Genomic DNA, 25,206 nt, shown 5'->3' with positions numbered 1-25,206 from the left:
TCTTAAAGCTAAATTAGCTACATAAGCATATGGTATTAAAAAAGATTTCTTATGATACCTTGCCTCAAATAGGATAAGAGGAACGTCACATAAGAAATCTTGTATTAATATTTAGTTTGTATTAATCTTCACCAATCATACGTACTTCTGGCTCCAGATGTACACCATGTTGATCATATACGCGTTTTTGTACTTCTTTAATAAGATCAAGTACATCTTTAGCTTTAGCATTGCCAGTGTTGATAACAAAACCAGCATGCTTATGAGATACTTGTGCGTCACCAACAGATAACCCTTTAAGACCTGTTTGTTCAATCAAAGTACCTGCAAAATACCCTGGTGGGCGTTTAAAGGTTGAACCTGCACTGGCAAACTCCAATGGTTGTTTAGATTCACGCTTTTCTGTGAGTTCATCCATACGTGCTTTGATAGTATCTTTATCGCCTGGTTTGAGTGTCATAATAACCTCACCAATAACCTCATGATTATCGTGGAACACACTATGACGATATCCAAAATCTAGATGAGATGCATCATACTCCTTGATATTACCTTGGAAGTCTACAGCTAATACTGATGTAACTACATGGCTCATTTCCCCGTCATAAGCACCTGCATTCATGAACACAGCACCACCTAGCGTACCTGGAATACCAATGGCAAATTCAAGACCAGATAGTCCGTTTTCCCAAGCAAATTCAGAAGCATCCTTTAACATATAACCAGAACCAATGCATAGTACATTCTCATTACAATCCATGATTTGAGTCATATGTCGAACCGATACGACAGCACCGCGAATACCACCATCTTTCACCAAAATATTGGAGCCGCAACCAATAATAGTTACAGGCACTTGTAATTCGTGAATAGTGCGTAGCGTAAAGCTCAACTCATCCATCGTCGTAGGTTCAATAAATAAATCAGCAGGACCACCAATTTTAAATGTCGTATGATGACAAAGCAGTTCCTGTTCTCGTACACGTGTACTAGGTAATTTCTCTAATAAGGCTTCTTTTAAGGCCTTAATGTTTTGGTTGTTGTTGTTCGCCATGATCTAACACTTTCATCCCCTCAGTGATTGGTTCGCTAATGATTTTATAGATATCATTAGAGATTTGGCTCCAACGCATTTGTGCTTGTAAATAAGCAGCCGCTGCAGCATTTTCTTGAATTTGAGGCATCATTTCCTCTTGTTTCTTTTGTAATTCATCAGCTTCTGGTGCACCAGACAACTTTGCATATTCCCATTGCATTTGTTGTGCCATAAATGTGCGTACTAACGCCGCTGCTACTGCGTCAGCTTTCAAAGCTTCTTGAGCTGCCATTAATTCTTTGTACTCTTCGGATTCACGCATAGCGTGAGCTAAATCATGAGCTTTATCGTAGTTCATAATATCCTCCTCTAACAACACCTGTCAAAATACTACCTCTCATGTAGATTGGGTAGGATTTCTAACACATATTCATTGTATATCTCTCAATGGTGAAAGTATATTTATTTAGGTTGAATCCAGTTGCCTTCGGCTTTAAGATCTGGATAATCAAGTTGGCGCATAGCTTCATACGCAATAATAGCTACTGCATTAGATAAGTTTAAAGAACGCGCCTCATCTACCATTGGTATGCGAATACACGTTTCTTCATTACCTGCCAGTAAACTTTCAGGTAAGCCCCTTGATTCAGGGCCAAATACGAGCATATCCCCGATTTCATACTTTACCTCAGAGTGGGTATGCTTTGCCTTTGTAGTAGCGTAGAAATATCTGCGATCAGGATATTTCTCATACAACTCTTGAATATTTTCATGTACCTGTACATCTACCAAATGCCAATAATCGAGACCAGCTCGTTTCACGTGCTTATCGTCAATAGAAAAGCCCAGTGGTTTGATAAGATGTAGGGTCATATGATTAGCTGCGCATAACCGCGCTATATTTCCTGTATTGCCAGGAATTTCTGGCTCATAAAGTACTATTTCCATTTTCGTTCCCCTATTCTTTATATCTATATTATTCTACAAAGGAACGCACAAAATGTCCACTTTTACCGCCTTCTTTTTCTACGAGGTATGTAGGGCCCATAATCATGCCTTTATCGATGGCCTTACACATATCGTATACAGTGAGCAATCCCACTTGTACAGCTGTAAGGGCCTCCATTTCAACGCCCGTTTTTCCAGTAGTCTTAACGATGGCACGTATCTTGACGGCCTTGTTATGATTTTCATCAGTGCAAGCAGGGCTTTCACCATCTACTAAAGAGCAGTGAACCTCAACCTTTGTGAGCGCTAATGGATGACAAAGAGGAATGAGATTGCTCGTTTGCTTAGCCCCCATAATAGCCGCTAGTTGCGCTACACTAAGGACATCGCCCTTTTTCATAGTGCCAGCTGCAATACGCTCATAAATAGCGTCGTTGATGGCAATAAAACCTTCAGCCACAGCTGTACGAGATGTAACATCCTTATCGGATACATCTACCATCCAAGCATTACCATCTTGATCAAAATGTGTTAAATCCATACTATATCCTTACTAATTATGCATAAATTATCATCAATAGTTTTATTTTCATTAGTTATATTATACAATAGAATTAAGATTTATATGTATAAGGAAGGAAGTGTTCCTATGAAAACAAAACTAACTTATTTCGGTCATGCTTGCTTTATGCTAACACGCGGTGATGTGTCCATGATTTTCGACCCATTCTTAACGGGTAATACATGGGATATCGCCAAAAAAGAAGATATCAAATGCCAATATATCTTTGTCAGCCATGGTCACGATGACCACTATGGCGATACAGATTTCATTGCTAAAGCAAATGATGCGCTCGTTATCTCTACTGCAGAGGTAGCTGGTAAAGCAGCAGCTGCTGGTTGTCGTACACACGCTATGCATTTAGGCGGTAAATTTGACTTTGAATTCGGTTCTGTTCGCATAGTTCCAGCCTTCCACGGTGCTGGTATCCCTGGTGGTCATGCAGCAGGTTGCATCGTAGATTTCTATGGAGATATTGTATACTTCGCAGGTGATACAGCACTCTTTAGCGATATGAAATTGTTGAATCGCTTTGGCGATATTGACTACGCTTTACTTCCTATCGGCGATAACTTCACGATGGGCGTTGAAGATGCAGCACTTGCAGCCTCTTATGTAAAAGCGCGTATCTCTATTCCAATTCACTACAAAACATGGCCTGTTATCGATCGTGAACCAGGTGTATTTACAAGCTTAGTTGAAGGCAAATACAATCAAACAGCCCTCATTATCGATCCAGGTTCCTCTATCGAGCTCAATAACTAAAATAAAAAATAACATCTACGTAGAAATGACGCAATTCTAAGGAATTGCGTCATTTTTATATGCTTTTATAAACGCTTCTCTAGGTTAAACCCAAATATATCACTGTTCACCTTTATAAAGCAGCTTATACCTCTTGGTTAGCCATAGAAAAGCCACTACGACTAGACATACGTACAAATTCATCTATATCTTGTATTTCATCTACACCAACATAGCCTAGCTCACGAACTAAACCATATGGATTGTGCAAAGATAATTGAGGGTTCTCACCTGTCAGTACCCAAAGCACTTTGTAGCCTTTAGGCGCTTCTCGAAGGCGTTCCTCGCCTTTACCATCCGTAAAGTATACTAGTAAATCTACACGATTTTGATTAGCTAAAGAAAACACAGGCGTAAAAGCTGTGGCGCCACGCACATCAAGGCGCGGCTTAACGTCCTTCACTGATTCCATCGTATACGTACGTCGTACCTCATTATCACATTCTACAACGGTAATGCGATGGTTATAGGCGTGTACAATTTGCAGTACTTGTTCTAAGGCATTCGTAAATTCTGCATCGGTAATACTACCACTCATATCGAGAGCAACCCATACATTAGCCTTATGTTGGCGCAAGGTACCAGACAACTCCAAGCGCTCAGGTTGACGACGATTGCGACGCATCGTCGTTTTTTTGTACCCACTTGCTACCTTGCCCATGAGCTTTTTAAGGTAGAAATACCACGGAAGCGCACGACGCGTCTTTTGGAAGGTATCGATGAGACTCTTCACATACCCTTCCATATCACCTTTTGAGGCTTCGTTGATATAGCGCTCCGTAATTTGGTCCATCGTATCTGTATCGATTGAGTCAGATTCATCCCAAATATCATGACTCGTTTGAGGATCAAATTCCATAGCTACTGCCGTATCAGAATTATCTATGGGTACAAAGAGTTCAAGCTTTTCCTTCATCGCCTTATCGATGGCCTTGGCGTAATACTCAATGGTACGGAATCGTTTGAGCATCAATCCAAAACGTTCATTTACATTAGCTACTGTTACTGCATCGCGATCTACATGTTCTAAGTAGTCATTTACAACCATATCCATCGCCATATGTACAGCCGTTTTATTAAAGCTTTGACTCAATGTTTTTACACGCATCAAATGTGCAGAAATAATATGAAGAATTTCACGCTTAATGCCATCCTTCATAACATCTGGCGGCTGGCGTAGTAAGATAAAAGGATTTACATACAGTACATAGCCACCTTGTTTTAAGTTAATACCGAAGGCACTGGTCATATCAAAACGGATGCGATGAGCCATTTGCAAATAGAAGTAACCAAAGAATTGGTCTTCTTCAAGCAACAAACTATTTACATCATGCAAAATATTCCACAACCGTTGCTCATAAGTAGGTGTCATCACAGCTTGTTGCATTACCGCAAAATCGGTGCCTTCAATTTGTATCTCATCTAAGGCACGTCCTATGGTCCCTATATGACTGTCTGACATATTGTGATTCATCAAATCTGCCGCTATGCGTTCTGGTTCCATGCTATGATGTTGTGCTTCATAACTATCTACATAGGCTTCGTAGGCAGCATAAATTTGCGTGTACAAGGCCTCTGCTTCACGATGAATACGTTCCCGTTTTGCATGCCAACGATCGAGAGCCTCGATGGCCTTCTCATCATAGGAACCTGTTTTCTCCCATCCATCTATATGAGTGAGTAAATCAGAGGCGTCGCGAATATCATCTTTATCTAAATTTCGTTGCATCATTCCACCTCCTTTTCTTTGAAAAACAAATTTAATTTATATTATATTAGTCAGTATCACAACTAATAACGCACTATAATCATTTGTCCATAAATAGCTACTTCGATTATAGTAACTATTCATATAGAACTATTTCTGTGCTTCAAAGAAGGTATCAACAAATAAATCATCTTCAATCGCATAAGAGTAAACACGCTCATACGTGTTACGTAAGTCTTTCATAACTGCTACGCGTAGATCACCTGGATACAATGTAAGGAATTCAATAAAGTGATGAACTTCTTCGGCATTGCTATTGCGGTTTAAACGATGCAACATATTTTTAGCCGCTACATATAGACGAGTTGGGCTTTCACCTTTAACCTGCTCAGCCATAGACATGATAGCACCCGGTTTTTGAACTGCTGCTAATACGTCATCAAAGGTAATGAGCGGGTCTTGATCAGACTCGATAAAGTTTACAAAAGCCTCTGCAATGAGTTTACCTACGTTACCACGGATAACATTCATAAATACATCACGACTATAAGCATTACCTTCTTGGTTTTTATAAATCGTATATAGACCAGACACGCGTTCAAAGGAACGAGGTGTAGCATCAATATCGTCTTCATGGCGTTGATTTAAATACTCAGGATAGGAAGAAATAAATTCGATAACCTTTTCTTCAATGCCTGCACCGATAGCCCAGTCAATCCATTGCATATAATCCGCATTCATATAGAGCCATACAAAACGGTTTTGTTGGGCCGGGTCCATATCAATCGTTTGATAATCAAAAGAATCCTCAGGATTCATAGCGGCGATAATACGCACTTGATCACTCAAAGAGAAGCCATTGATTTCACGATTTAAGATGAGATTCATTAACTCTTGTTGTACTGCATGTTCCGCACGGTTAATTTCGTCAATAAACAGTAATACTTGACGACCTTTATCCACGGCTTGTGCCACATGTTCCAATGTATGATGCACTGCATATACTGTAGTCTTTACTAAATGTGTGTTACCACGACCATCTGTATGTGTGACAGATTCTACAGTTGGCAAACCACCAATTTCACCTTCTTTTAAAAGGTTCCCATCGATGGTTACTAATTCCCAGTCGTGCACAGTAGCTACGCGTGCCGCAAGAGATGTTTTACCAATGCCCGTTTCACCAACGAGCAAAGGCACTTGATTAGCAGCAAGCACTAATTCTACACTTGCCATTGTATCTATAAAGTTCATTGCGTCTCCATTTCTAATACTTCAAATATTCACTGACTGCAATTTTCTTAACAGCCCTAGTTCCATAAGCGTCTATAAGTGACAATAAGTCGATATGCCATTTAGATTGGCGACCACCGATAGCTTGGTTGTTAATCAATTCACGAATATAGTCTTCATCAGCTGTATCACTAGAGATGGCGCTAATGATGATCGATTTAATTTCGTCCACAGTGACACCTAAATTATTTGGTATATACCCTAGTGTGGCAGCACTTACACCAAATAGGTGCAATGCCAAATCCTTTGTAAGCTTTGTAATTTGCCGCATTGCTTGAGAATCTTGTTTAACTGCTGCTTCTAATACGGCTACGCTTGGCTCATTAATATAGCGTAACGCCAAGTAGCTTTCCTGTACGGCTTGTAATTGAACAGCTTCACTTGGCTCCTTGATGTACTGTAACGCATCATAATTGGCTCGTACAGCCTCTAATTGCAGCTCTTCTGAGGGATTTGCTATATAGCGAATGGCCCAGCCAGATTGCGCTAATGCACTTCGAATTAACGAGTCAGACGGATCGTTAATATATTCTAAAATAGCCCAGTCCTTTTCAACTAAGGCACCTAACAATTCCTCTGTAGGTTTTTCCACGAACTGTATTGCTCGTGGTGCTTGTGAAAGTGCCGTTTCAATAACTTTTTGAGTAGGCTCTTTGATATATTGAAGCAACATACCGTTTTGAGCTACACAGGTAAGTTGCATCGCTTCTGTTGGATTTGGAATATTCCGAATCCCATGGGGGTTATTGGTCAGCGCTGTTATGTATTGTTCCTCTGTCATAATAACCTTCTTTTCTATCTAAAAAGGCCATACGAATACGTACGGCCTATACTGAATTCTATTCCTATTGTATCATAATTTTTCGATATAATTATATCTGTTTCGTATACTTACTACACTGTTAATGCATCTAAATCAGAATTATTCCCAATAACTAATAATTTATCATCTTCACCGAGGATGGTAATTGGGTTTGGTGGAACTTCTAAATCTTCACCACGTCTTATGCCTACTGCATTAAGATTATATTTCTCACGCAAATTAGAATCCTTTAAGTTAGACCCCACCAAGAATTTTGGCACCTTAATTTCTATGAGACTAATATTTTTAGATAGTTGTAAATAATCCATCACATGGTCTCTAGTTAAAAACTGTACAAGGCGTAATGCCATATCGTATTCAGGGTAAATCACTTGATCTACACCTATTTTATGAAGCATTTTGCCTTGTATATTATTTTCAGCCTTAGCCACAATTTTAGGTGCATCTAATTCTTTAAGAAGCATAGCTGTCATTAAATTAGCTTGAAGATTTCCACCTATAGCCACAATAACCATATCAAACTGGCTTAGGGCCAATTCTTTGATTGCCTCTTCATCGGTTGTATCTGCAACTATAGCATGTGTTATAAATGGCGAAATTTTCTGTACAACTTCTGGATCAATATCTACACCTAATACCTCATGATCCATGGAAGCCAACATCTTGGCAACAGTGCCACCAAATTGACCAAGACCTATTACTGCTATCGTTTTATGTTTCATATATGCCCCCTTTTATATTCAATCTAATCTATTTTATAACAATACACGCTCTTCGGCATAGCTAATTGGTTTAGTCGGTGCCGTTCTTAGCGCCCAAGTACCAATAACAGTCATAACCCCTACACGACCTGTAAACATGACAAGCATCAACACCCATTTACTACTTTCAGATAAATCAGGTGTAATACCCGTTGTAAGACCTACGGTCCCAAAGGCAGAAGTTACCTCAAAAAGCAGTCGAATAAAGTCATATGGCTCATCCCAAGCCAAATAACAAGTAGCAAATAAAACAAAAAGGATAGATAAAAAGATTATCCCATTTGCCTTAAGTACAGTAATCAACGAAATACGACGTTCAAAAACCTCTGTATCAGGACGGTTATTAAATAATGTACGCGCTGCTAGAAAAGCGACGGCAATAGTACTAATCTTAACACCGCCCCCTGTAGAGTTAGGACCTGCCCCAATAAACATAAAAATGATGGTAATAAACAGAGTTATGGGATGTAAATCATTATAATCTACAGTTGCAATCCCCGCTGTACGAGGTGTAATCGATTGAAACAGAGCAGCCATGACCTTGTTCCATATAGGTAAAGGGCCAAACGTTTTGGGATTCGCCCACTCAACCCCCAAGAAAATAATCGTCCCTAAAAGGATGAGCGCCGTTGTACCAACTAACATTATTTTTGTATGTAATTTTAAATCTACAAAACGTCGTAGCTTGCGATGCGACCAAATATCAAAAGTTGCAAGATAACCAAAACCACCTATTACAATAAGGGCCATTGTATTCATATTAAATAATACATCGCCCACCATAGCATAAGGTAGATCATTATCAAAGAATATAAATCCTGCATTACAAAAGCTGGAAATAGATTGCATAATCCCCGTATATAAAGCAGCATCACCAATATAGGGATATAGCTGAATGGTATAGATAATACCACCAATTATTTCGACACAAAAGGTATAAATGGTTAGCTTCTTCGTAATGTGTAGAAGCCCTTTCATGCCATCTTGCCCTACATCTTCTGACAAAAGCACGCGATTTTTCAGACCTACACGTCGCCCTAATACTAGAGCAATAATAGTGGTAAAGGAAACAATCCCCAAACCACCTAATTGGATAAGGATTACCATGACGATTTTGCCAAACAAGGACCAATGATGATAGGTATCTACTGTTGACAATCCAGTTACAGAAACACAAGATACTGCGGTAAAAGCCGCATCTACAAGCGTTGTACTATAGCCTTGAACATTTGATATGGGCAACATGAGTAATATCGTCCCTATTGTCATGGTAGCCAAAAAGCTAAGGGCTAATAGACGATAAGGATTTTGTTGCATATATTGCTGAACTTGATTTTTTGAAGTATTTTTCCACATAACTGTAGTCCTATCCTATTAGTTCCTGCACTGACTTTAACGTTGGTAGTGGACTGCGCCCGCCTATGCCTTGTGTATTTAAAGAAGCTACTGCAGATGCAAAAATAGCGGCCTTCTCTAAATCGGAATGCGCACAAGCTTTTAGCAACTCTACAGCATGTATAGATGCACGGTCATGCTTAGTCGTCGAAGTTGTGTCTTGCCCCTTCATATGATTAATTGTATGTACTAAATTAGCTAAAAAAGCACCATGGAAGCTATCCCCAGCCCCCGTTGTATCTACTACGGTAGCTTGAGTAAATGGTTCACATCGATAAGATGTTCCATCAGGCCAAACAAAATAACTACCATTTGCACCATCGGTAACACCTGCAATACATGCACCTCGTTCATGAATGATACGACAAGCCTCTTCTAAATTAGTTGTGCCCGTATATTTTTCAGCATAATCACGAGCTACGATAACGATATGACTGGCTTCGGTAATAGGCTTCATGTCTTCATCGTAACGCTGAGCACCACCATCTAAAGAAATAATAGTGTCTACCTCTTTTGCAACGGCCATAGCAGAGCGCATGAGTTTGCGATGTCGACCATTGATATGCAGAATATAGGCAGATCCTATCAGCTGCTTATGAGTATCTAAAAACTCAGGCTCAGTTGCAGTAGACCGTTCAAAAAATACAGCACGCTCACCAGTACTCTGTTTTACGAGGATCGTTGCCACACCACTGTTAGCACCGCGTTCAACTTGAATTGCCTCTGTATTAACATTGTATTTTTCAAAATCATCTAATATATGACGACCTACCATATCATCACCAATGCTATCAATCATAGCGGTACGAGCACCATATTTTCCTGCCACCGCTAGTGCTGTAGCCACTGGCCCACCACCATCTGTAGTAGACGATACGACTTGTTGTACCTCACGGCCTGTAGGATAATGATCGACGACGATAAATCGATCTAATGTACTGGCACCTATGCCAACAATATCTATATGTTTTTGAGGAAATGTACTCATACTAATCTCTTACCCCTTTAACTATCACCATTACAATCAATAAAACTATAGCAATAATAATAACAATAACTATAACTATAACTATGATTACTTTTATCTGATTATAGTAGACACATTCTATGTAAAGTAATATTTATAGATTAAATATTATATGAATTCCTATAATTACAGAATACAATTCGCTGTATAAAAAGTAAACCCCAGACTATTGTCTGGGGCTACTTTGTACTGCATTGTACTGTATGTCACGTAGTTTGTCTTATTTAGTATATGTTGTGTGTGAGAAAGGTTGTTAGATATAAGGTGTAATATAACAGGTTAAGACATCATACGTTCCATCATATATTCAATTTCATCAGCACTCAAATTGTACATAGCTTGTACCATTCGATTTGCTGACTCACCAGAGGCACCGCTTTTCGCAATTTCAGCTTTTGCCTTAGCAATAAGGGCTTCCTTGCGTTGTGCTTCAGAATCTTCATCTGTTGGTACGGAAATATTAGCTTTACCTTGACCAATACCACGTACCTCTTGATTTGGATTATCTTTAGATGTTGTTTTAGTATCTTGGGCGGCCACCGCTTCCATAGCGAAGGAGTTTTTACCAGTCATGATATACTCCACAGCTTCCAAGGTACTTTGTGTAAGGTTTACAGTCCAAAATTCACCAGCTGCAGTCAATTTATAAAGTAACCCATTGTAAGCTACAAGACCACGTTCTTCCCATAATTTATAGAGCCAGTTTAATTCTTCTAGTCTTGGATCTAGTGTTACCAAACTCATAATATTGAGGAACCCTTGTTCAAGTTGGCTTACCACTTGATTTACAACGGGTTGTAACTCACTTTGTTTCATAAGAGCCATGAATGGTTTTTCACCGCGGCTAACCATATCTTCGTACGGCTTTAATGCACGATGAAGCATCATGCCATACCCATCGACATTACCACCGGCACCGCTACCGAATGGGAACATCGGTACGCCCGCTTTAGCTAAAATGTTATACAAGCTACGTTCACGGTTGTTTGCACTCCAGTGAGCCGCACTCAATCGACGATAGGAACGTTCATCAAGGTACTTACGACCGAATTCGAACATATCCCCTTGCATAGAAGTTGTCGCTGCCGCTGGCACCTTACCCTTTGCAATGTCTTTATTAAGATCACTGCCATCAAATACGTTCAATTGATAAAGGTCAGCACCATCTACGCCAGAACTTACTAAATCAGCTAAGTCTTGTTCCCAAACTTCCATAGTTTGACCAGGCAAGCCATAGATCAAGTCGATAACAACAGAACATTGTCCATACGCTTTTAGCGCAGCTAAACGTTCTAACACGGTTTCTTTCGTATCTAAACGACCTACCATTTGACGTACTTCTGTGTTGAAAGATTGTACACCAATAGACATGCGGTTTACGCCGTTTGCCATCCACACATCGAGATTTTCAGGAATCAAATCGTGAATACGGCCTTCTAAGGTAAGCTCATAATCGTTAGACAGTGGCAAATACTCTTTAATTGCCTTAAGCAATCGTTCAGAGTTCGTTGGAGACAACGATGTTGGCGTACCACCACCGATAAATACGGCGTGGATTAATCCATCTTTTAATCTTGGACGCTCACTAGCTAGTTTTAACTCGCTAACAAGACCATCAATATATTGGTCCTCTACGTTTTGACTCGTACCATTTTGGAAGAAGCCACAATATGTGCATTTTGTCTTACAAAACGGAATGTGAATATAGGCACACTGCATTTCACCCTTTGTAGGTGTGCCATTCATTAAGGTATCCCAAACGGCTTGTGTTTCCTTTGGCGAAACTAAGATGCCATTAAGCCCTGCATGAACAACCCGTTTATGAGGGAATGCACCACTCATCGGATTATCGCATTCTAAACCTAATTGTAGATTGCGTTGTCTCTCCGGAATGGATTCAAAGAAACTTGCTAAACTCATACTCCAATCCCCTTTCAGTTTAGGCTTGCAACTTTGCAAGTACAGATTTTGTAAATTCTTTTGCATTGGCAAAATCTTGTTCATCTGGATGCGTTTCAGCCGCTTTATGTAAGGCATCGCGTTCAGGGCTTTGACCATGAGCAGATCCAGGTGGGAACATTTTATACATCATTTCGATTACTTTAGGGTCGATTTTACCTTGGCATACGAATCCATCTACAAGGGACTCTTTATTTTGTAGTAATTCAGATGCTTTTTCAATACTTTCACGAGCATGATCAGAATCTGCATACATACCTAATGTAGCAAAGAATACGATGTTAGGATTCTTCAAAGTTTCAATCAACTTAGCTGCTTCTTTATTTGCTGTACCGCGGTCTACCCAGAAGCCTACGAATACTGTATCATAATCAGCTAAATTCTCTGGCGCTTCCTTTACAGGAACGCAAGGTGTACCTTCAGGCATTACGGAAGCCATTGCTTCCGCTACGCTTTTTGTATTTCCCGTGAGGGAAGAATATAAAATAATGGATTTCATAACTAGCTCCTTTAGTTCTTGGATGAATATATTACTAAAATAGATCTATTACATAGATACTTTTATTCTTCCTCATCATCAGAGGATTCGTGACCTCTAAACTCAACTGGTACGTTGACATCGATATCTTCGCCTGTTGGATTTCTATATGGTGTTGCGGCCACTACGGCAGACATTGCCGCATCATTGAATATTTCATTTGTAGAAGATACGATACTTTGTCCAATAAGACTACCATTTGTATCAAGTGTTACTTGTACAGTTACATCACCTTGTAATTTCCTTTTTAAAGCCATGGAAGGCATTTGCGCATTAGCTTGTACTCTTGCTCGGAACCCTTCCGCATCAAATGCGGCTTTTGCTGTGCCATGGTTGTTACCATTGCCATTTCCATTACCGTTGCCATTTCCCTGACCTTGGCCATCACCATTACCAGTGCCATCACCTGTGCCGTTACCACCACCAGAGCCGCCACCATGTCCGGGGCCGGAACCACTTGCGGAATTATCACCAGCGGTATTACCTTTATGTTCGCCGCCTTTTTGGGGTACATCTACTGCATCAGGAATATCTGTTGCAGTAGATGGCTCTATATTCGCTACAACAGCCTTTGTTCTTGCCGCCACTTCATCAGCCGATAGTGGTTTAGGGAATAGGTCTGACCTATTACCGCCACCACCGCCGGCATGACCACTGCCGCCATCATCGAGTACACTTTGTGTAAGATCCACTTCATAGGTATCCATATCTTGAATAGCTGGAACGACCACAAAAAAGATGACCGCAATAAAGAGAGCAATGAGATGAACTACGGCGGATATAATGGCTGCTTTTTTCCATGATATGCCTAGTCCCATAATTATCCTTTCTGTTCGGCTGCAATCGCCAAGCGTTTAACGCCAGATTGTTTTAACAAATCCATAATCGCTACTACTTGACCATGGGCAGCCCGCTTATCGGCTTGCAAGATAACACTGGCATTCGGATTTCCTTGAATACGTTGTTTAACCATTGCCTCAGCATCATCAATGCTCATAGGATTGTTATCAATTGTAATATGACCTTCTGCATCTAATGTGAGTACTACAGGCAATTGAGCTGGTGACGAGGCACTAGTCGCCTGTGGTAATTGTACAGACAAGGCTTTTTGAGCCACTGTTTGTAAGCTGTTCATCATGAAGAATACCAACAAGAAGAAGATGATATCAATCATTGGAATAATCATGAATTCCGGCTTACTTTTCATACGAAAGCTTTGTAAATTCATAATTATTTCCACCCTTCTCGTTTAGCAGTCACAAGGCTTACACACATATTTTCAATTTGGTTAATAATAGAATCTAAACGATGACTAAAGATTGTATACACAATAAATGCCATGATAGCTACGCACAAACCAGATGCTGTAGCGATGAGGGCCTCACCGACACCACCAGTGATAGCAGATGCGCCCGCACCAGAGTCGAGAATACTGAAAGAACCAATCATACCTGTTACTGTACCTAATAGGCCCAATAATGGGGAGATTGTAACGGTAGCACTGAGGTAGTCCATATATTTACGGAAGCCTACTGCGTCTACACCCATTTGGTCAGCAAAGGCTGTTTTCATAGCTTCCTCGCTAGAAGCATTATGTAAACCTGCTTCTGCAATACGGCTCGCAATAGATGGGTTTTCTTTGATTACTTTATCAATTTCTGTCCAATTTTGTAATTTTGCTAGTTCATTGACTGCATGCGTAACAACGAATGTTTTCCCAGCATATTTGTGATAGTAGAAAGCTCGTTCTGCAGCGATAGCGATAACCATGAAAGACAAGAGTAATAATGGATACATTACATACCCACCGCTATGAAACAAGTGAATGACATAATTTAAGTTTTCCATATTAGTAACCTTTCTGCCTGTTTACAGACTGAACATTAGAACCTGTAGGTCCCTTGAATTCTTGTATAATCGCCTAACTTAAAGCTTTCACTACCATATAAAGTATCTCGTTTATTAGTGCCCTTCGCATCGAATGTATAGAATGCCTCAAGGAGTAAGTCCTTACGAGGTACATAGCCGGCACCGAATGTAAAGCTGCGAATACCGTCGAGATAACGATCCGGTACTGCGCCAGTACCATTGCCACCAAAGAAGGAGCCATGTTCAAAGTATTTGTAATCGATGAACGCATTCCAAGATTTTGGAATATCTAGGTCAGCACGGCCAATATCGAGACGAGCCATCCAGAAGTGTGGTGTACCACCCATTTGATGACCTTTAAGCGCAAAGTCTGCTGTGCCTCGTTCATGTTCATAAACCGTGTTACCGTTTAAGTAACGACCAAGGTTAGAACGGTTTTGTCCGTAGTCAACGGTAACAGATGCATTAGCACCCAGTTGATATTTAGCGCCGATACCGAATACATGAGCTACATTGGAGAAGCTATGTTCATCATTACCGTTGCCATTTGCATTTAGGTATGTATGCGTTTTACCGCCAAAGGAGCGTAAATACCAAGCTTGTAAACCAAGACGAGAACCTATTTGTTTCTTGTATTGAACAAAGGCTGCTTTATCGATAGCTGGCACAGTGTCTTTTTCAAGAACTACCCCTTCTGTTTGAATTAAGTTGCCAATAATCTTACCAATCGCTTCACGTGGTAATTTATTTTCAGACTCTGCATCATGTACAACCTTTTCAAGATTATACATATAGTTGAACATTGCATTTGGCATGCCCCAACCATAGTACGAACTACCTTCACCCCAATCATTGGAGGCCATTGTAAAGTTCTTTTTATAAATGGCATCTTTAGCGTCATAATCGCTAAATACATAGCGACCACTATCATATTTATACGTTTTAGCACCTAAGTATCCAGTGAACTCATAATCACTAGCTGGTTGTCCATAGTAATCATAAGATTGTTTAAACGTCCCGTCTGGCTGTTTAACCCAAACTACATCAAGCTCACTATTGTTATAGTTGCTCCAGTTATCTGTAGCATTATATTTAGCAATTTCTGCTACCGATTGATTGATCTCGTCACTATGTTTTTCAACATAGGCTTTAGGATTTACTAAAGCATCTTTATTATCAGTAGATATGATAAGACCTTTAGCCTTTTCTTTTAAGGATTCAGGGTATAAAGAAGAGTTCACATTATACATAATGTCCCCGGTCTTATAGAGTTTTTCCCCTGTATTCTTATTAGTAATTTCATACATTGCATAACCACCAGATGGAATATCGAGGGAGAATTTCTTCTCAGCCATATCTGTAGGGTATGCCTTTGTAAGAATATCTTGTAAGCGGCTCATCACTTGAGCTTGTTTTTGTTGTGTTTCTACGAGCTTAGCATTAGCCTTTTCAATTTCTTGATCCCGATTCGGATTGCTCCAACTTAGATTCAATGTAGCTTTATACGCTTCATATTCATCTTGCAAACCTTTTAGTTGTTGATAGAAGTAAAGGCTATCGGTCTTACCTTTGTAAGTAGAATCATAAATACCATTAGGGCTATCTGGTGCAGCTGCATCTTCACTAGATTTTTTCTCACCATCAGAACCGGTTTTAGTAGCACTTTCAATATCGTATGGGAACTCATCACGGTTAATACCGATCAATTCAGCCGCTGTTGGCGGTCTGTAGATAACTTCATGTACTGCGTGAGTATAGGCAGAATCAGCAATGCCCGTACTATGTTTGAAAGTACCAACACCGATACGAACTTGAGAGTCATGACCATTCCAAACGGCACGAACACCGTCATAAGATTGACCAAACCAATAGCCACTCGCACCCATAGGCTCTGTTAAGCGGCCCACAGATACATCCCATTTTTTAACACGTCTTGTGAGATCCACTGTATCGATTCGTTGATGATTAAAGCCTTTAGAGTCAGATTGAGTCCAGCTTGTATCGACACCACTCATGCCAGTCGCACTGCCGATAACCTTAAGATTAGTAAACTCATTAAGGCGTGCATCAAAGCCAAGACGCAATTGTTGTTCAAAGCTATGACGATTGGCATCGTACATATTCGCTTTGGCAGAACCGATAGCGGAGTTCGCTCTAAATGGAGATTGAGGTCTATTAGATCCATCATGTGCCATCCAGCGCACTCTGTAGTCGCCGACTAATGTAACACCACGCTCTTTAGTGGTATCAAAATCAGATCGAATAAAATCAGTTAAGTGAACTACATCAGCTACGTTTTGTACACCAGATTCAGCATTTACTACTTCGCCATTAGCTCCATTAGGTGTATTGACCCCTACTGCATTCATAGTTGTGCCATCCTTGGATTTGCCGATTGCTGTAGTTTTGCTACTGTCTCCACCACCGAATTTAAGGTTAACCCCCACGCGGTATACCCGTTCTTGTGTGGCACGGTCATCATCGCGATGGTTGAAGATATTGTTGATACCAAAGTACATCATGGCATTTTTATTGAATCGTTTTTGAACCATTACGTTCCAAATACCAAATGTTTTCTTTTCATAAGTTTGCTTATTATAAACGCCTGCATCACCGGACAAGATATCTGGCCAATAGTTACCACCGTTATTAAGGGTATTACTATCAAGCATGTTGATATAATAATCACCCCAGATGGAACCATTCCAACCGGATTTAGGATTGTCATAAGTAATGCCGATGTCAACTTTGTGCATTGGTTTATCAAGCAATTGACGAGGCATACTTGGATCGCTCTTGTTGATGGCATGTAAGTATGTATACCCTAACTTACCAGACCAATACTTGCCGAACTTTTGTTGTACTTCCGCTTGAACACCTGTGATTTCTGCTTTACCAATATTTTTAAAGCTGTAAATCATATCTGGTGCCCGTTGGTACTTCGCATCGCCTTTGAGGTATGGCGCAAAGTCCATGAAGTCCCCTGTAAAGTATACGGACATATAGTTCTTGATGCGGTTATGGAATACGCCTACGCGAGCATAAGTATTTTTATTTTCCCCTTCTAAGCTCATGTCAAAATTGACAGACTTTTCAGGTTTTAAATTAGGGTTACCTGCCCAATACCAACCAAGTTTCGCTACCCCAATCCCTACAGGGTTAGACGCGTACATTTCCCAGTTGTACCATAATTCGCCCATGCCAGGTTCAGTATAACCCGTGCCTACATTGGCTTTAAATCTGCGGTGTGTGTTGCCTTTAACGTTGTAGGTCATCCCCAGAGACGCAGATAAATTGGAACCAAATAGGCTACTGTTATCAAAGCGAAGAATTGGAGATAAGGTTAAGTTCTTATTCACCTGCCAAGTATCAGAAATATAAGCGTTTACCTTGCGGATTGAACCGCTACCAGTTGTTAGCCGCTGATCACGACTACGATATTCTTCTAAGAAGGCTTTACCATTGAGCTTAGGTGCTTTTTTACGCATTTCTGGATCATTGGACTCGCCATATTTAAAGTAGTCACCTACGATATTGGCACGTGTAGCAGATAATACAGGATTTTCTGCTTTTAAACGATCTTCTAAAGCTTTATAACGAGCTTTAAACTCATCCGTTACAGGTTGATTATTAGGGGATGTACTAGACCAATCACTTAATCGGCTTTCAGACAAACCATAGTTTACATAATCATCATATGTAATGCCTGGCTTTTGTGCATCTGTAGCGGCACCATAGTATTCGTAATCCATATCCCATTGTGGCATACCACCACCGGAATTGATGAACTTATAGTCATGGATGTGGGAGTATACTTTAATACTGTTATCGCCTTTACGTCTTACAAGACGATCGAGTTTATCCACTAGCAAGCTTTTATCGTAATCCCATGGATCGATGTACATAGTGCTTGTATTAGGAGAGCTCTTTAGACGGCTACCAGAACCTTCTTCGCGAGCATAGCTGACGCCGTAACTAAGCAAGTGATTTTTATTGAGTTGTGTATTCGCATTAGCTCGAACGTCTAATTGACGATGATCGATATTATCAATATAGCGTAACTCATTGGAGCCTTCATAAGCAGAACGACCAGTATAACTAATGAGGGCTACGTCATTTTCTTTGATGCGGGAGTAGTTAGTTTCAACCGTCCAGTCGCTTTTACCAGCTCGAGAGGACCATTGTAAGTTTACAGTATTACGGTCCGCAGTACGTTTGAAATGTTGTTGTGGCTCTAAGTCGGAGTCAGAGTGTTTAACATCGCGTACAAGATCTTCTGTATACCGGTTGAGACGCATTTCAAATTTATTTTTATCGTTTGCATCATAAGTTGCTACAAGACCAATATCTGCCGCATCGCCATAGTAACGAAGTACATTGGGTTTGAAGTTATGCTTAGCATAATCAAAAGCCATGCCGGAGTCACGACGTTTAACGGATGCTAAAACAGGCATAAGATCACGTTTACTACCGGATAAACCGACCTTTAATTTCCCCATTTGACCAGAGTCGGCACGAATGAAGAAGTTTTGATATGGGAACGCATCGCCATCGCTCTTACGACGCATACCTTCTGCATTCAATTGGAGGGTTGGTTTCTTTTGTGCTTTTTTGGTGATGATATTAACTACACCACCTATAGCATCAGAGCCGTATTTAGCACTAGCAGCACCTTGGATAACTTCAATACGCTCTACGTTTTCTGTACCTAGACGTTGTACTTCGTCTGCTGCACCAGAGTACTTATCAAAATCGCCTAGTACAGGTTGACCATCTACAAGAATTAATGTGTGACGCGCTTCGGCACCGCGGATGGATACACCAACACGGCCCATAGCATCAACGGTTCTAGATACACCTGTTTGAGTAAATATAATATCTTCGACGGACTTCGCCTGTTTCTTTTCAATCTCTTTCTTAGTAATGATTTGCACTTGCTGTGAGTTCAATTTTGCTTCTTCTTCTGCCCATGTACCTTTGACATGAACAACATCCGTAGTAACAGTCGCATTCCCCGCCCACACTACAAGCGGTGCACTAAGCCACAAGGCAACTGCACTAGACAGAATAATGCTGCGTTTTACATGTCCCCACCGGTTCATTGTGCCCTCCTCAATTTCTAACTAACCATATGTTTTGTATCTCATACACAAAATAAAAAAGATACACTCTACCAACATATAATGACATTGAATATCATTTACATTTTAATGTTAGCAAAGTGTATCTTGCATATCTACTCCGAAAAGACCAAAAATATACATTTCGGACAATATTAAGTTTTTATAACCTACTAGTTCTAAACCTTAAACAATTATATTTTAAATATTACTAATACTATAATGCATGCCTTAGTTTAGTTTAAAGGTATTTATACTTTACGATATGCACTAGGCGTTACACCTGTGGCCTCTTTGAATGCACTAGTAAATTTACTACCATTCTCGTAGCCTACGGCATTAGCAATTTCTAAAATAGATTGATCTGACTCTTGAAGCAAGCGCTTAGCTGCATTAATACGGCATTCCTTTAAATAGTGATGGATTGTCGTACCATATACCCCTTTAAAACAACGCTTTAATGTTGATGTAGGAATATCAAATTGGTCAGACAAGGAATCTATGGTTATTCGTTTCATAAACTGTGTAGATATATATTCATTAACAGCTTTTACAATATCTACTTGTTGTTTACGATAGGAGCTTCTCTTTTCATGATTAGTTGTAGAAATAATAGATAATAATAAGAAAATTTCAATAACTTTTAATTTAAAATAGTGCCCTTTAATTTGATCAGGCACTTTATATAAACTAGAAAAAATCTGACGAACAGATTCCGTCTCTTCCATCATCATACCAAAGTCAGAATGCTCACAAAATCGATTTGCTAGCTGAGTTAAATCAATACGGGTCTCAGTAACAAGGGTATCTAAAATAGGCTGAGCTTTTTCAACATCTACTAATAATACAACCCCTTTAAAAAGCTTAGTAGGGAAATAATTTTCATGTTGATAATTAGAGCTAATATGCCAGCCTAAAGACATATCCCCTGGCCCCATATATAAATATTCACCAGAGGTAAACTTACACTCTATACGCCCCTCTTCACAATGATTTATGGCAAATGTCTTAGTATGTGATTTAGCATAAAATTGAATCGTTTCTTGCTTCACATCAAGGAACATTAAATCGATACCATCAAACACCTTATGTCTCGATATAGACGTCCCTGCATGTGACATTGCATGATTATGTGGATTCATACGATCACCATATACACAAATACTATATAAATTACTATATACACAGTTATCATAGTATAATTGTTGATATTCATTGTCAAATTCAATTTTGTAATAATTCATTTTTTCTTTAAAAATATAAGTTTCTACTATTTGTAATCCACATAAGACAATTTCAGTAATATATAGCGCTCTATTCATTAACATCCATTCATTACACAATCTACTCTATGTATGATTGATTTTATAATAAAATAAGCCTTGCAAGTTAAACCAACGCAGTCTAACTTACAAGGCTATATGTAGAATTATGAGAGATAATTCTTTATTTTTTTGTTTTTACAATAAAGACTAATGCAATAACATGACCAATCCATACAAAGGCCATAACGATAAGTGCAATGGGCATATCTTGACTAAAATAGGCACCAACTGCCATTATTGTACTAACCGATAAGAGAATGGACACCTTTGTCCGCAACGTCAACGCTTTATCGCGCTCATAAGCACCAACAGTCTTTTGATATAAACTAGATTCTAAGAACATGTTATGAAAACGTTCAGATCCTCGAGCTAAACAAAATAAAGTAAGCATATAAAAAGGAACTGTTGGGAATAGTGGTATTACAATTCCTGCTGTACCGAGAACAAAACTGATTGCTCCAACAGTCAAGAATATGTATCGCACAACCACATTACTATGTTGCTCAGTTGTTTTCATTACTCCTCTTCTACGTAGTTAATAACTTTACCTTTTGTTTTAATAAAGTTTGGAATAATAAGTACAAGAGCTGCAATGGCTACGATACCATAGATGCCAGCCATACCGATCCATTCGAATGCATGACCTAATACAAGACCCATTACTGCAAAGTCTGCATCACCAAATGTTGTATTTTGGAAACCTAATTGACCAAGAACTGGCAATGCCAATGCTGGTAAGAAGGTAATAGCCAAACCATTAAGGAATGCACCTACTGCAGCACCACGACGACCACCTGTAGCATTACCATAAATACCTGCTGTTGCACCACAGAAGAAATGAGGTACAAGACCAGGAATGATCAATACACCACCTACAGCGCCAAGGATAAGCATACCGATGATACCGCCGATAAAGGAGCTAATGAAGCCCAATACTACAGCCGTTGGAGCATATGTAAAGAATACTGCACAGTCTACTGCTGGAATTGCATTAGGGATAATTTTTGTAGCAATACCTTGGAAAGCAGGAATCAAATCACCTAAGATCATACGTACACCAGAATATACGATTGTTACACCTACGGCAAAGTTCATAGCACTCATAACCGCATATAAGTAAGGGCTCATATCACCAGATAAGGTAGCTACAAACTCAGAACCAGCTGCAAAGGCTGCAATCAAATAGAATACGATCATAGTCAATGCTGTAGATAGTGTGGAGTCACGCAAGAAACCCCATTTTTCTGGAATTTCTATATCCTCTGTACTATCATCTGCTTTACCGACATATTTAGCAACCCAAGCAGATAAATAGTAACCTAAGCTACCAAAGTGACCGATAGCAATTTCATCACCGTCTGTAACTTTGGATGTATAACTTTGACCGATTGCTGGAGAAATAGCAGACCAGGCCCCCATTAAGAAACCACCTACAAGGATGAGTTCCATACCGGACAAACCTGCAGTACCAAGTACGGCAGACATGAGACATGCCATAAACAAACTATGATGGCCTGTTAAGAACACATATTTAAACTTGGTGAAACGAGCAATACATAAGTTCATCAATAAGCCTACTACGAGAATAGACATCGTTTCAACGCCAAGAACTTTTTGTGCAACAGCCACGATAGCTTCATTGTTTGGTACAACGCCAGTAATATGGAAGCCATGTTCAATCATCTTACCTAGTGGGTCAAGATTGCTAACGATAACGCCAGCGCCTGCTGCGAGCATTAAGTAGCCAAGAATCGGTTTCAATGTACCTGTCATTACCTTATGAAACGGACGTTTCAAAGCAACCAAACCTACACATGACATAATACCAATTAAAAGTGCTGGTTGAGACAGCACGTCACGTAAGAACTCTAATACCATTTCCATGGCACTACCTCCTCTATATAGTTGTTACATTTTATTGAGCAGCTTGTTTCAATGCATCAAGAATATCTTCTGTGATTTTCTTTTTATTGATATAACTACGAACAACAGCAACATTCTTATCTTCAAATTGTTCAGCCAATTCTTTTACAGTAACAATAAGGTCTGCTTTGCGGCCTTGTGCGGCATTAAAATCGATAGATTCTACTTGTGCATCAATACCATTTTCAGCACAAATTTCTTCAATCTTCATTTTAAGCATCAAGCTAGAACCAATACCATTACCGCATACAGTCAATACAGAAATCATACTTGCCTCCTACTAAATATATTCTTGATCATCTAAATGCTCTGCCAAGAATTCTTGTACATCTTCGATACTTTCAAAATCAGCTGCCGCATCTAAAAATTCATCATCTTCAAACAAGGTCGCAATATCCGTCAATAACTGAATGTGTTCATCCTTATTAGGTGCACATAAAAATAATGCAACAGAAACAGGATCATTATCAGGACTACCAAAATTTAATGGTTTTTCCAACGTAACTAAGGCTGTACCTACTCGTTTTGCCCCATTTTCTGGACGAGCATGTGGCATAGCAAGACCTGGTGCCAATACAATATATGGCCCCATTTCACGTACAACCTCTACCATAGCCTCGGTATAAGATGGATCAGTAAAACCTGCATCAACCATAAGTTGACCACCGTGACGAATTACCTCTTCCCACGTTTCTGCCGGATAATGAAAAGATACATTATCCTCAGATAGTAAATCTTGTAACAAGCTAACACCTCCTAAATTTACTCACGTATATACTTGTATTATATCTATTCTTACAGTTTTTTCATATAACAAAATAGGAATACAGTAATAAAAACAAATAAAATTAACATTTTCCCTATTATTTTATTAATAGATTACCCAAAATCAAATTACGAATATTTATTCTTAATTCTAAATTTTTATTAATACAGAAACCCTATTTTAAATTTCACTTTGAGTTTAATTCTATAAAGATTTTCTATAGAATTATACTTATTATAATCAATACCTATACACGTATGTATATTGTATATATATAGAAAGTTCTCTATACTTAGATAAGGTTATATTACCTTTAAAAGAGAATAAGGAGATTTTATGCAAACTTCTATAAAAGCATTAATACTATGTGTAATATTATGTATTTCATTGGTAACGGCCTTGCAATTTGGATCCACATTTATTTCTTTAGATCAAATCATTCCTGCACTTATGGCTATGATGGACCCAAATGCGACCACGTCCATGACAAACACAATTATTACGGATATTCGTTTGCCTAGGCTCATCTACTCAGTACTAACAGGTATAGGCCTATCCCTTGTAGGTTTATTAATGCAAACGGTAACTAGAAATGCGCTAGCAGATCCCTATGTATTAGGTGTTTCATCGGGCGCTAGTACAGGTGCCGTATTTGCTATCATCATGGGCGGTATTCCACTACTAGGGGCCTATAATACACCTGTTTTTGCAGCCCTAGGTGCAGCTCTCTCTATTATCTTGGTATTGCTCTGTGTTGGTAAAAGCAACAGTCCTGTAAAACTCATCCTCATCGGTATGGGCATGACGGGGATTTTCTCGGCTTTAACTATGATGATCATCTACGGAGCTAAGCACGAGGCACAAGTTCGTAGTGCTATGTTCTGGCTCCTAGGTAGTTTCGCAGGCATTCAATGGGGTGATTTACCATTAACGGCTATCATTGTAACCTTGTTTATGCTATACATCTATATGTTTAATCAAGATCTTGATGTGCTACTACTGGGTAATCATGAAGCAGCACAAATGGGCTTATCAGTTAAACAGTTACAGCTAAGCATCGTTATTATATCCTCTATTGTGATTGCCACATTAGTATCAAAAGTGGGTGTAGTCGGTTTTATAGGACTCATAATTCCACACCTAGCTAGAATTATAGGTGGTCCTAAGCATAGAAACACATTACTTTTTAGTGCTCTAATCGGTAGTATCGTCATGATATGGTCAGATGTATTATCAAGAGCCCTATATAGTCCGGAAGAAATCCCAATCGGTGTTCTTACATCCTTACTAGGGGCGCCACTCTTCATTTGGATTATTATGAATCGTTACAAACACAATGGTTAGTGTATATC

At 39.4% G+C, this 25,206-nt stretch carries 23 protein-coding genes; 2 read left to right on the top strand and 21 right to left on the bottom strand.

Features of this window, described 5'->3' with window-relative positions:
• Positions 1-121: 121 nt before the first annotated feature.
• From murB to moaC, 4 genes are all read right to left on the bottom strand, one after another.
• On the bottom strand, positions 122-1,054 hold the full coding sequence (gene murB, locus ACWTVK_RS00205; RefSeq protein WP_456045578.1) for a UDP-N-acetylmuramate dehydrogenase: 933 nt from the start codon (positions 1,052-1,054) through the stop codon (positions 122-124).
• On the bottom strand, positions 1,026-1,394 hold the full coding sequence (locus tag ACWTVK_RS00200) for a YlbF family regulator (protein ID WP_105089509.1): 369 nt from the start codon (positions 1,392-1,394) through the stop codon (positions 1,026-1,028). The genes murB and ACWTVK_RS00200 overlap by 29 nt, the downstream gene beginning before the upstream one ends.
• A 104-nt stretch (positions 1,395-1,498) precedes the next feature.
• Positions 1,499-1,984, bottom strand: a complete 486-nt coding sequence (trmL, locus tag ACWTVK_RS00195; RefSeq protein ID WP_456045577.1) for a tRNA (uridine(34)/cytosine(34)/5-carboxymethylaminomethyluridine(34)-2'-O)-methyltransferase TrmL — start codon at positions 1,982-1,984, stop codon at positions 1,499-1,501.
• A gap of 28 nt (positions 1,985-2,012) precedes the next feature.
• On the bottom strand, positions 2,013-2,525 hold the full coding sequence (gene moaC, locus ACWTVK_RS00190) for a cyclic pyranopterin monophosphate synthase MoaC (protein ID WP_456045576.1): 513 nt from the start codon (positions 2,523-2,525) through the stop codon (positions 2,013-2,015).
• 108 nt (positions 2,526-2,633) lie between these two features.
• Here moaC and ACWTVK_RS00185 point away from each other — a divergent pair, with 108 nt between their 5' ends.
• Positions 2,634-3,311: a metal-dependent hydrolase gene (locus ACWTVK_RS00185; RefSeq protein ID WP_060924061.1), complete on the top strand. Its 678-nt coding sequence runs from the start codon at positions 2,634-2,636 to the stop codon at positions 3,309-3,311.
• A 124-nt stretch (positions 3,312-3,435) separates the two neighbouring features.
• On the opposite strand, the gene ACWTVK_RS00180 is transcribed toward ACWTVK_RS00185, so the two are convergent.
• The 17 genes from ACWTVK_RS00180 to ACWTVK_RS00100 all read right to left on the bottom strand — a co-directional run bounded on the left by ACWTVK_RS00180 (position 3,436) and on the right by ACWTVK_RS00100 (position 23,833).
• Positions 3,436-5,079: a vWA domain-containing protein gene (locus ACWTVK_RS00180; protein ID WP_456045988.1), complete on the bottom strand. Its 1,644-nt coding sequence runs from the start codon at positions 5,077-5,079 to the stop codon at positions 3,436-3,438.
• 129 nt (positions 5,080-5,208) lie between these two features.
• Positions 5,209-6,309, bottom strand: coding sequence for an AAA family ATPase (locus ACWTVK_RS00175; protein ID WP_456045575.1), 1,101 nt, complete (start codon positions 6,307-6,309; stop codon positions 5,209-5,211).
• Between the two features lie 13 nt (positions 6,310-6,322).
• On the bottom strand, positions 6,323-7,129 hold the full coding sequence (locus ACWTVK_RS00170; RefSeq protein ID WP_456045574.1) for a hypothetical protein: 807 nt from the start codon (positions 7,127-7,129) through the stop codon (positions 6,323-6,325).
• A 113-nt stretch (positions 7,130-7,242) separates the two neighbouring features.
• Positions 7,243-7,893: a potassium channel family protein gene (locus tag ACWTVK_RS00165; protein WP_303940019.1), complete on the bottom strand. Its 651-nt coding sequence runs from the start codon at positions 7,891-7,893 to the stop codon at positions 7,243-7,245.
• 33 nt (positions 7,894-7,926) lie between these two features.
• Positions 7,927-9,288: a TrkH family potassium uptake protein gene (locus ACWTVK_RS00160; RefSeq protein WP_456045573.1), complete on the bottom strand. Its 1,362-nt coding sequence runs from the start codon at positions 9,286-9,288 to the stop codon at positions 7,927-7,929.
• 10 nt (positions 9,289-9,298) lie between these two features.
• Positions 9,299-10,315, bottom strand: a complete 1,017-nt coding sequence (locus ACWTVK_RS00155) for a carbohydrate kinase family protein (protein ID WP_456045572.1) — start codon at positions 10,313-10,315, stop codon at positions 9,299-9,301.
• A gap of 318 nt (positions 10,316-10,633) precedes the next feature.
• Positions 10,634-12,274: a heme anaerobic degradation radical SAM methyltransferase ChuW/HutW gene (gene hutW, locus ACWTVK_RS00150; protein WP_456045571.1), complete on the bottom strand. Its 1,641-nt coding sequence runs from the start codon at positions 12,272-12,274 to the stop codon at positions 10,634-10,636.
• Between the two features lie 19 nt (positions 12,275-12,293).
• A complete protein-coding gene (locus ACWTVK_RS00145) occupies positions 12,294-12,812 on the bottom strand; it encodes a flavodoxin family protein (RefSeq protein ID WP_105086455.1) in 519 nt (172 codons plus the stop codon).
• A gap of 62 nt (positions 12,813-12,874) precedes the next feature.
• Positions 12,875-13,669: an energy transducer TonB family protein gene (locus ACWTVK_RS00140; protein WP_456045570.1), complete on the bottom strand. Its 795-nt coding sequence runs from the start codon at positions 13,667-13,669 to the stop codon at positions 12,875-12,877.
• Positions 13,670-13,671: 2 nt separating this feature from the next.
• Positions 13,672-14,079 carry an ExbD/TolR family protein gene (locus ACWTVK_RS00135; RefSeq protein ID WP_456045568.1) on the bottom strand — a complete coding sequence of 136 codons (408 nt, stop codon included), beginning with the start codon at positions 14,077-14,079 and terminating at the stop codon, positions 13,672-13,674.
• A 2-nt stretch (positions 14,080-14,081) separates the two neighbouring features.
• Complete coding sequence (locus ACWTVK_RS00130) at positions 14,082-14,699, bottom strand: MotA/TolQ/ExbB proton channel family protein (RefSeq protein ID WP_456045567.1); 618 nt, start codon at positions 14,697-14,699, stop codon at positions 14,082-14,084.
• Between the two features lie 35 nt (positions 14,700-14,734).
• Positions 14,735-19,822: a TonB-dependent receptor domain-containing protein gene (locus ACWTVK_RS00125; protein ID WP_456045566.1), complete on the bottom strand. Its 5,088-nt coding sequence runs from the start codon at positions 19,820-19,822 to the stop codon at positions 14,735-14,737.
• A 269-nt stretch (positions 19,823-20,091) separates the two neighbouring features.
• On the bottom strand, positions 20,092-20,982 hold the full coding sequence (locus tag ACWTVK_RS00120) for a helix-turn-helix transcriptional regulator (RefSeq protein WP_456045565.1): 891 nt from the start codon (positions 20,980-20,982) through the stop codon (positions 20,092-20,094).
• Positions 20,983-21,286: 304 nt separating this feature from the next.
• Complete coding sequence (locus ACWTVK_RS00115; RefSeq protein WP_456045564.1) at positions 21,287-21,682, bottom strand: YbaN family protein; 396 nt, start codon at positions 21,680-21,682, stop codon at positions 21,287-21,289.
• Positions 21,682-23,049: a PTS ascorbate transporter subunit IIC gene (locus ACWTVK_RS00110; protein WP_456045563.1), complete on the bottom strand. Its 1,368-nt coding sequence runs from the start codon at positions 23,047-23,049 to the stop codon at positions 21,682-21,684. The genes ACWTVK_RS00115 and ACWTVK_RS00110 overlap by 1 nt, the downstream gene beginning before the upstream one ends.
• 31 nt (positions 23,050-23,080) lie before the next feature.
• On the bottom strand, positions 23,081-23,356 hold the full coding sequence (locus tag ACWTVK_RS00105) for a PTS sugar transporter subunit IIB (protein ID WP_456045562.1): 276 nt from the start codon (positions 23,354-23,356) through the stop codon (positions 23,081-23,083).
• 12 nt (positions 23,357-23,368) lie between these two features.
• Complete coding sequence (locus ACWTVK_RS00100) at positions 23,369-23,833, bottom strand: PTS sugar transporter subunit IIA (RefSeq protein ID WP_303940765.1); 465 nt, start codon at positions 23,831-23,833, stop codon at positions 23,369-23,371.
• Between the two features lie 357 nt (positions 23,834-24,190).
• Here ACWTVK_RS00100 and ACWTVK_RS00095 point away from each other — a divergent pair, with 357 nt between their 5' ends.
• Positions 24,191-25,198, top strand: coding sequence for a FecCD family ABC transporter permease (locus ACWTVK_RS00095; RefSeq protein WP_119209421.1), 1,008 nt, complete (start codon positions 24,191-24,193; stop codon positions 25,196-25,198).
• Positions 25,199-25,206 lie beyond the last annotated feature (8 nt).

It is taken from the genome of Veillonella sp. Ser01, assembly GCF_053850375.1.
This window is presented reverse-complemented; position numbering and strand designations above follow the sequence as displayed.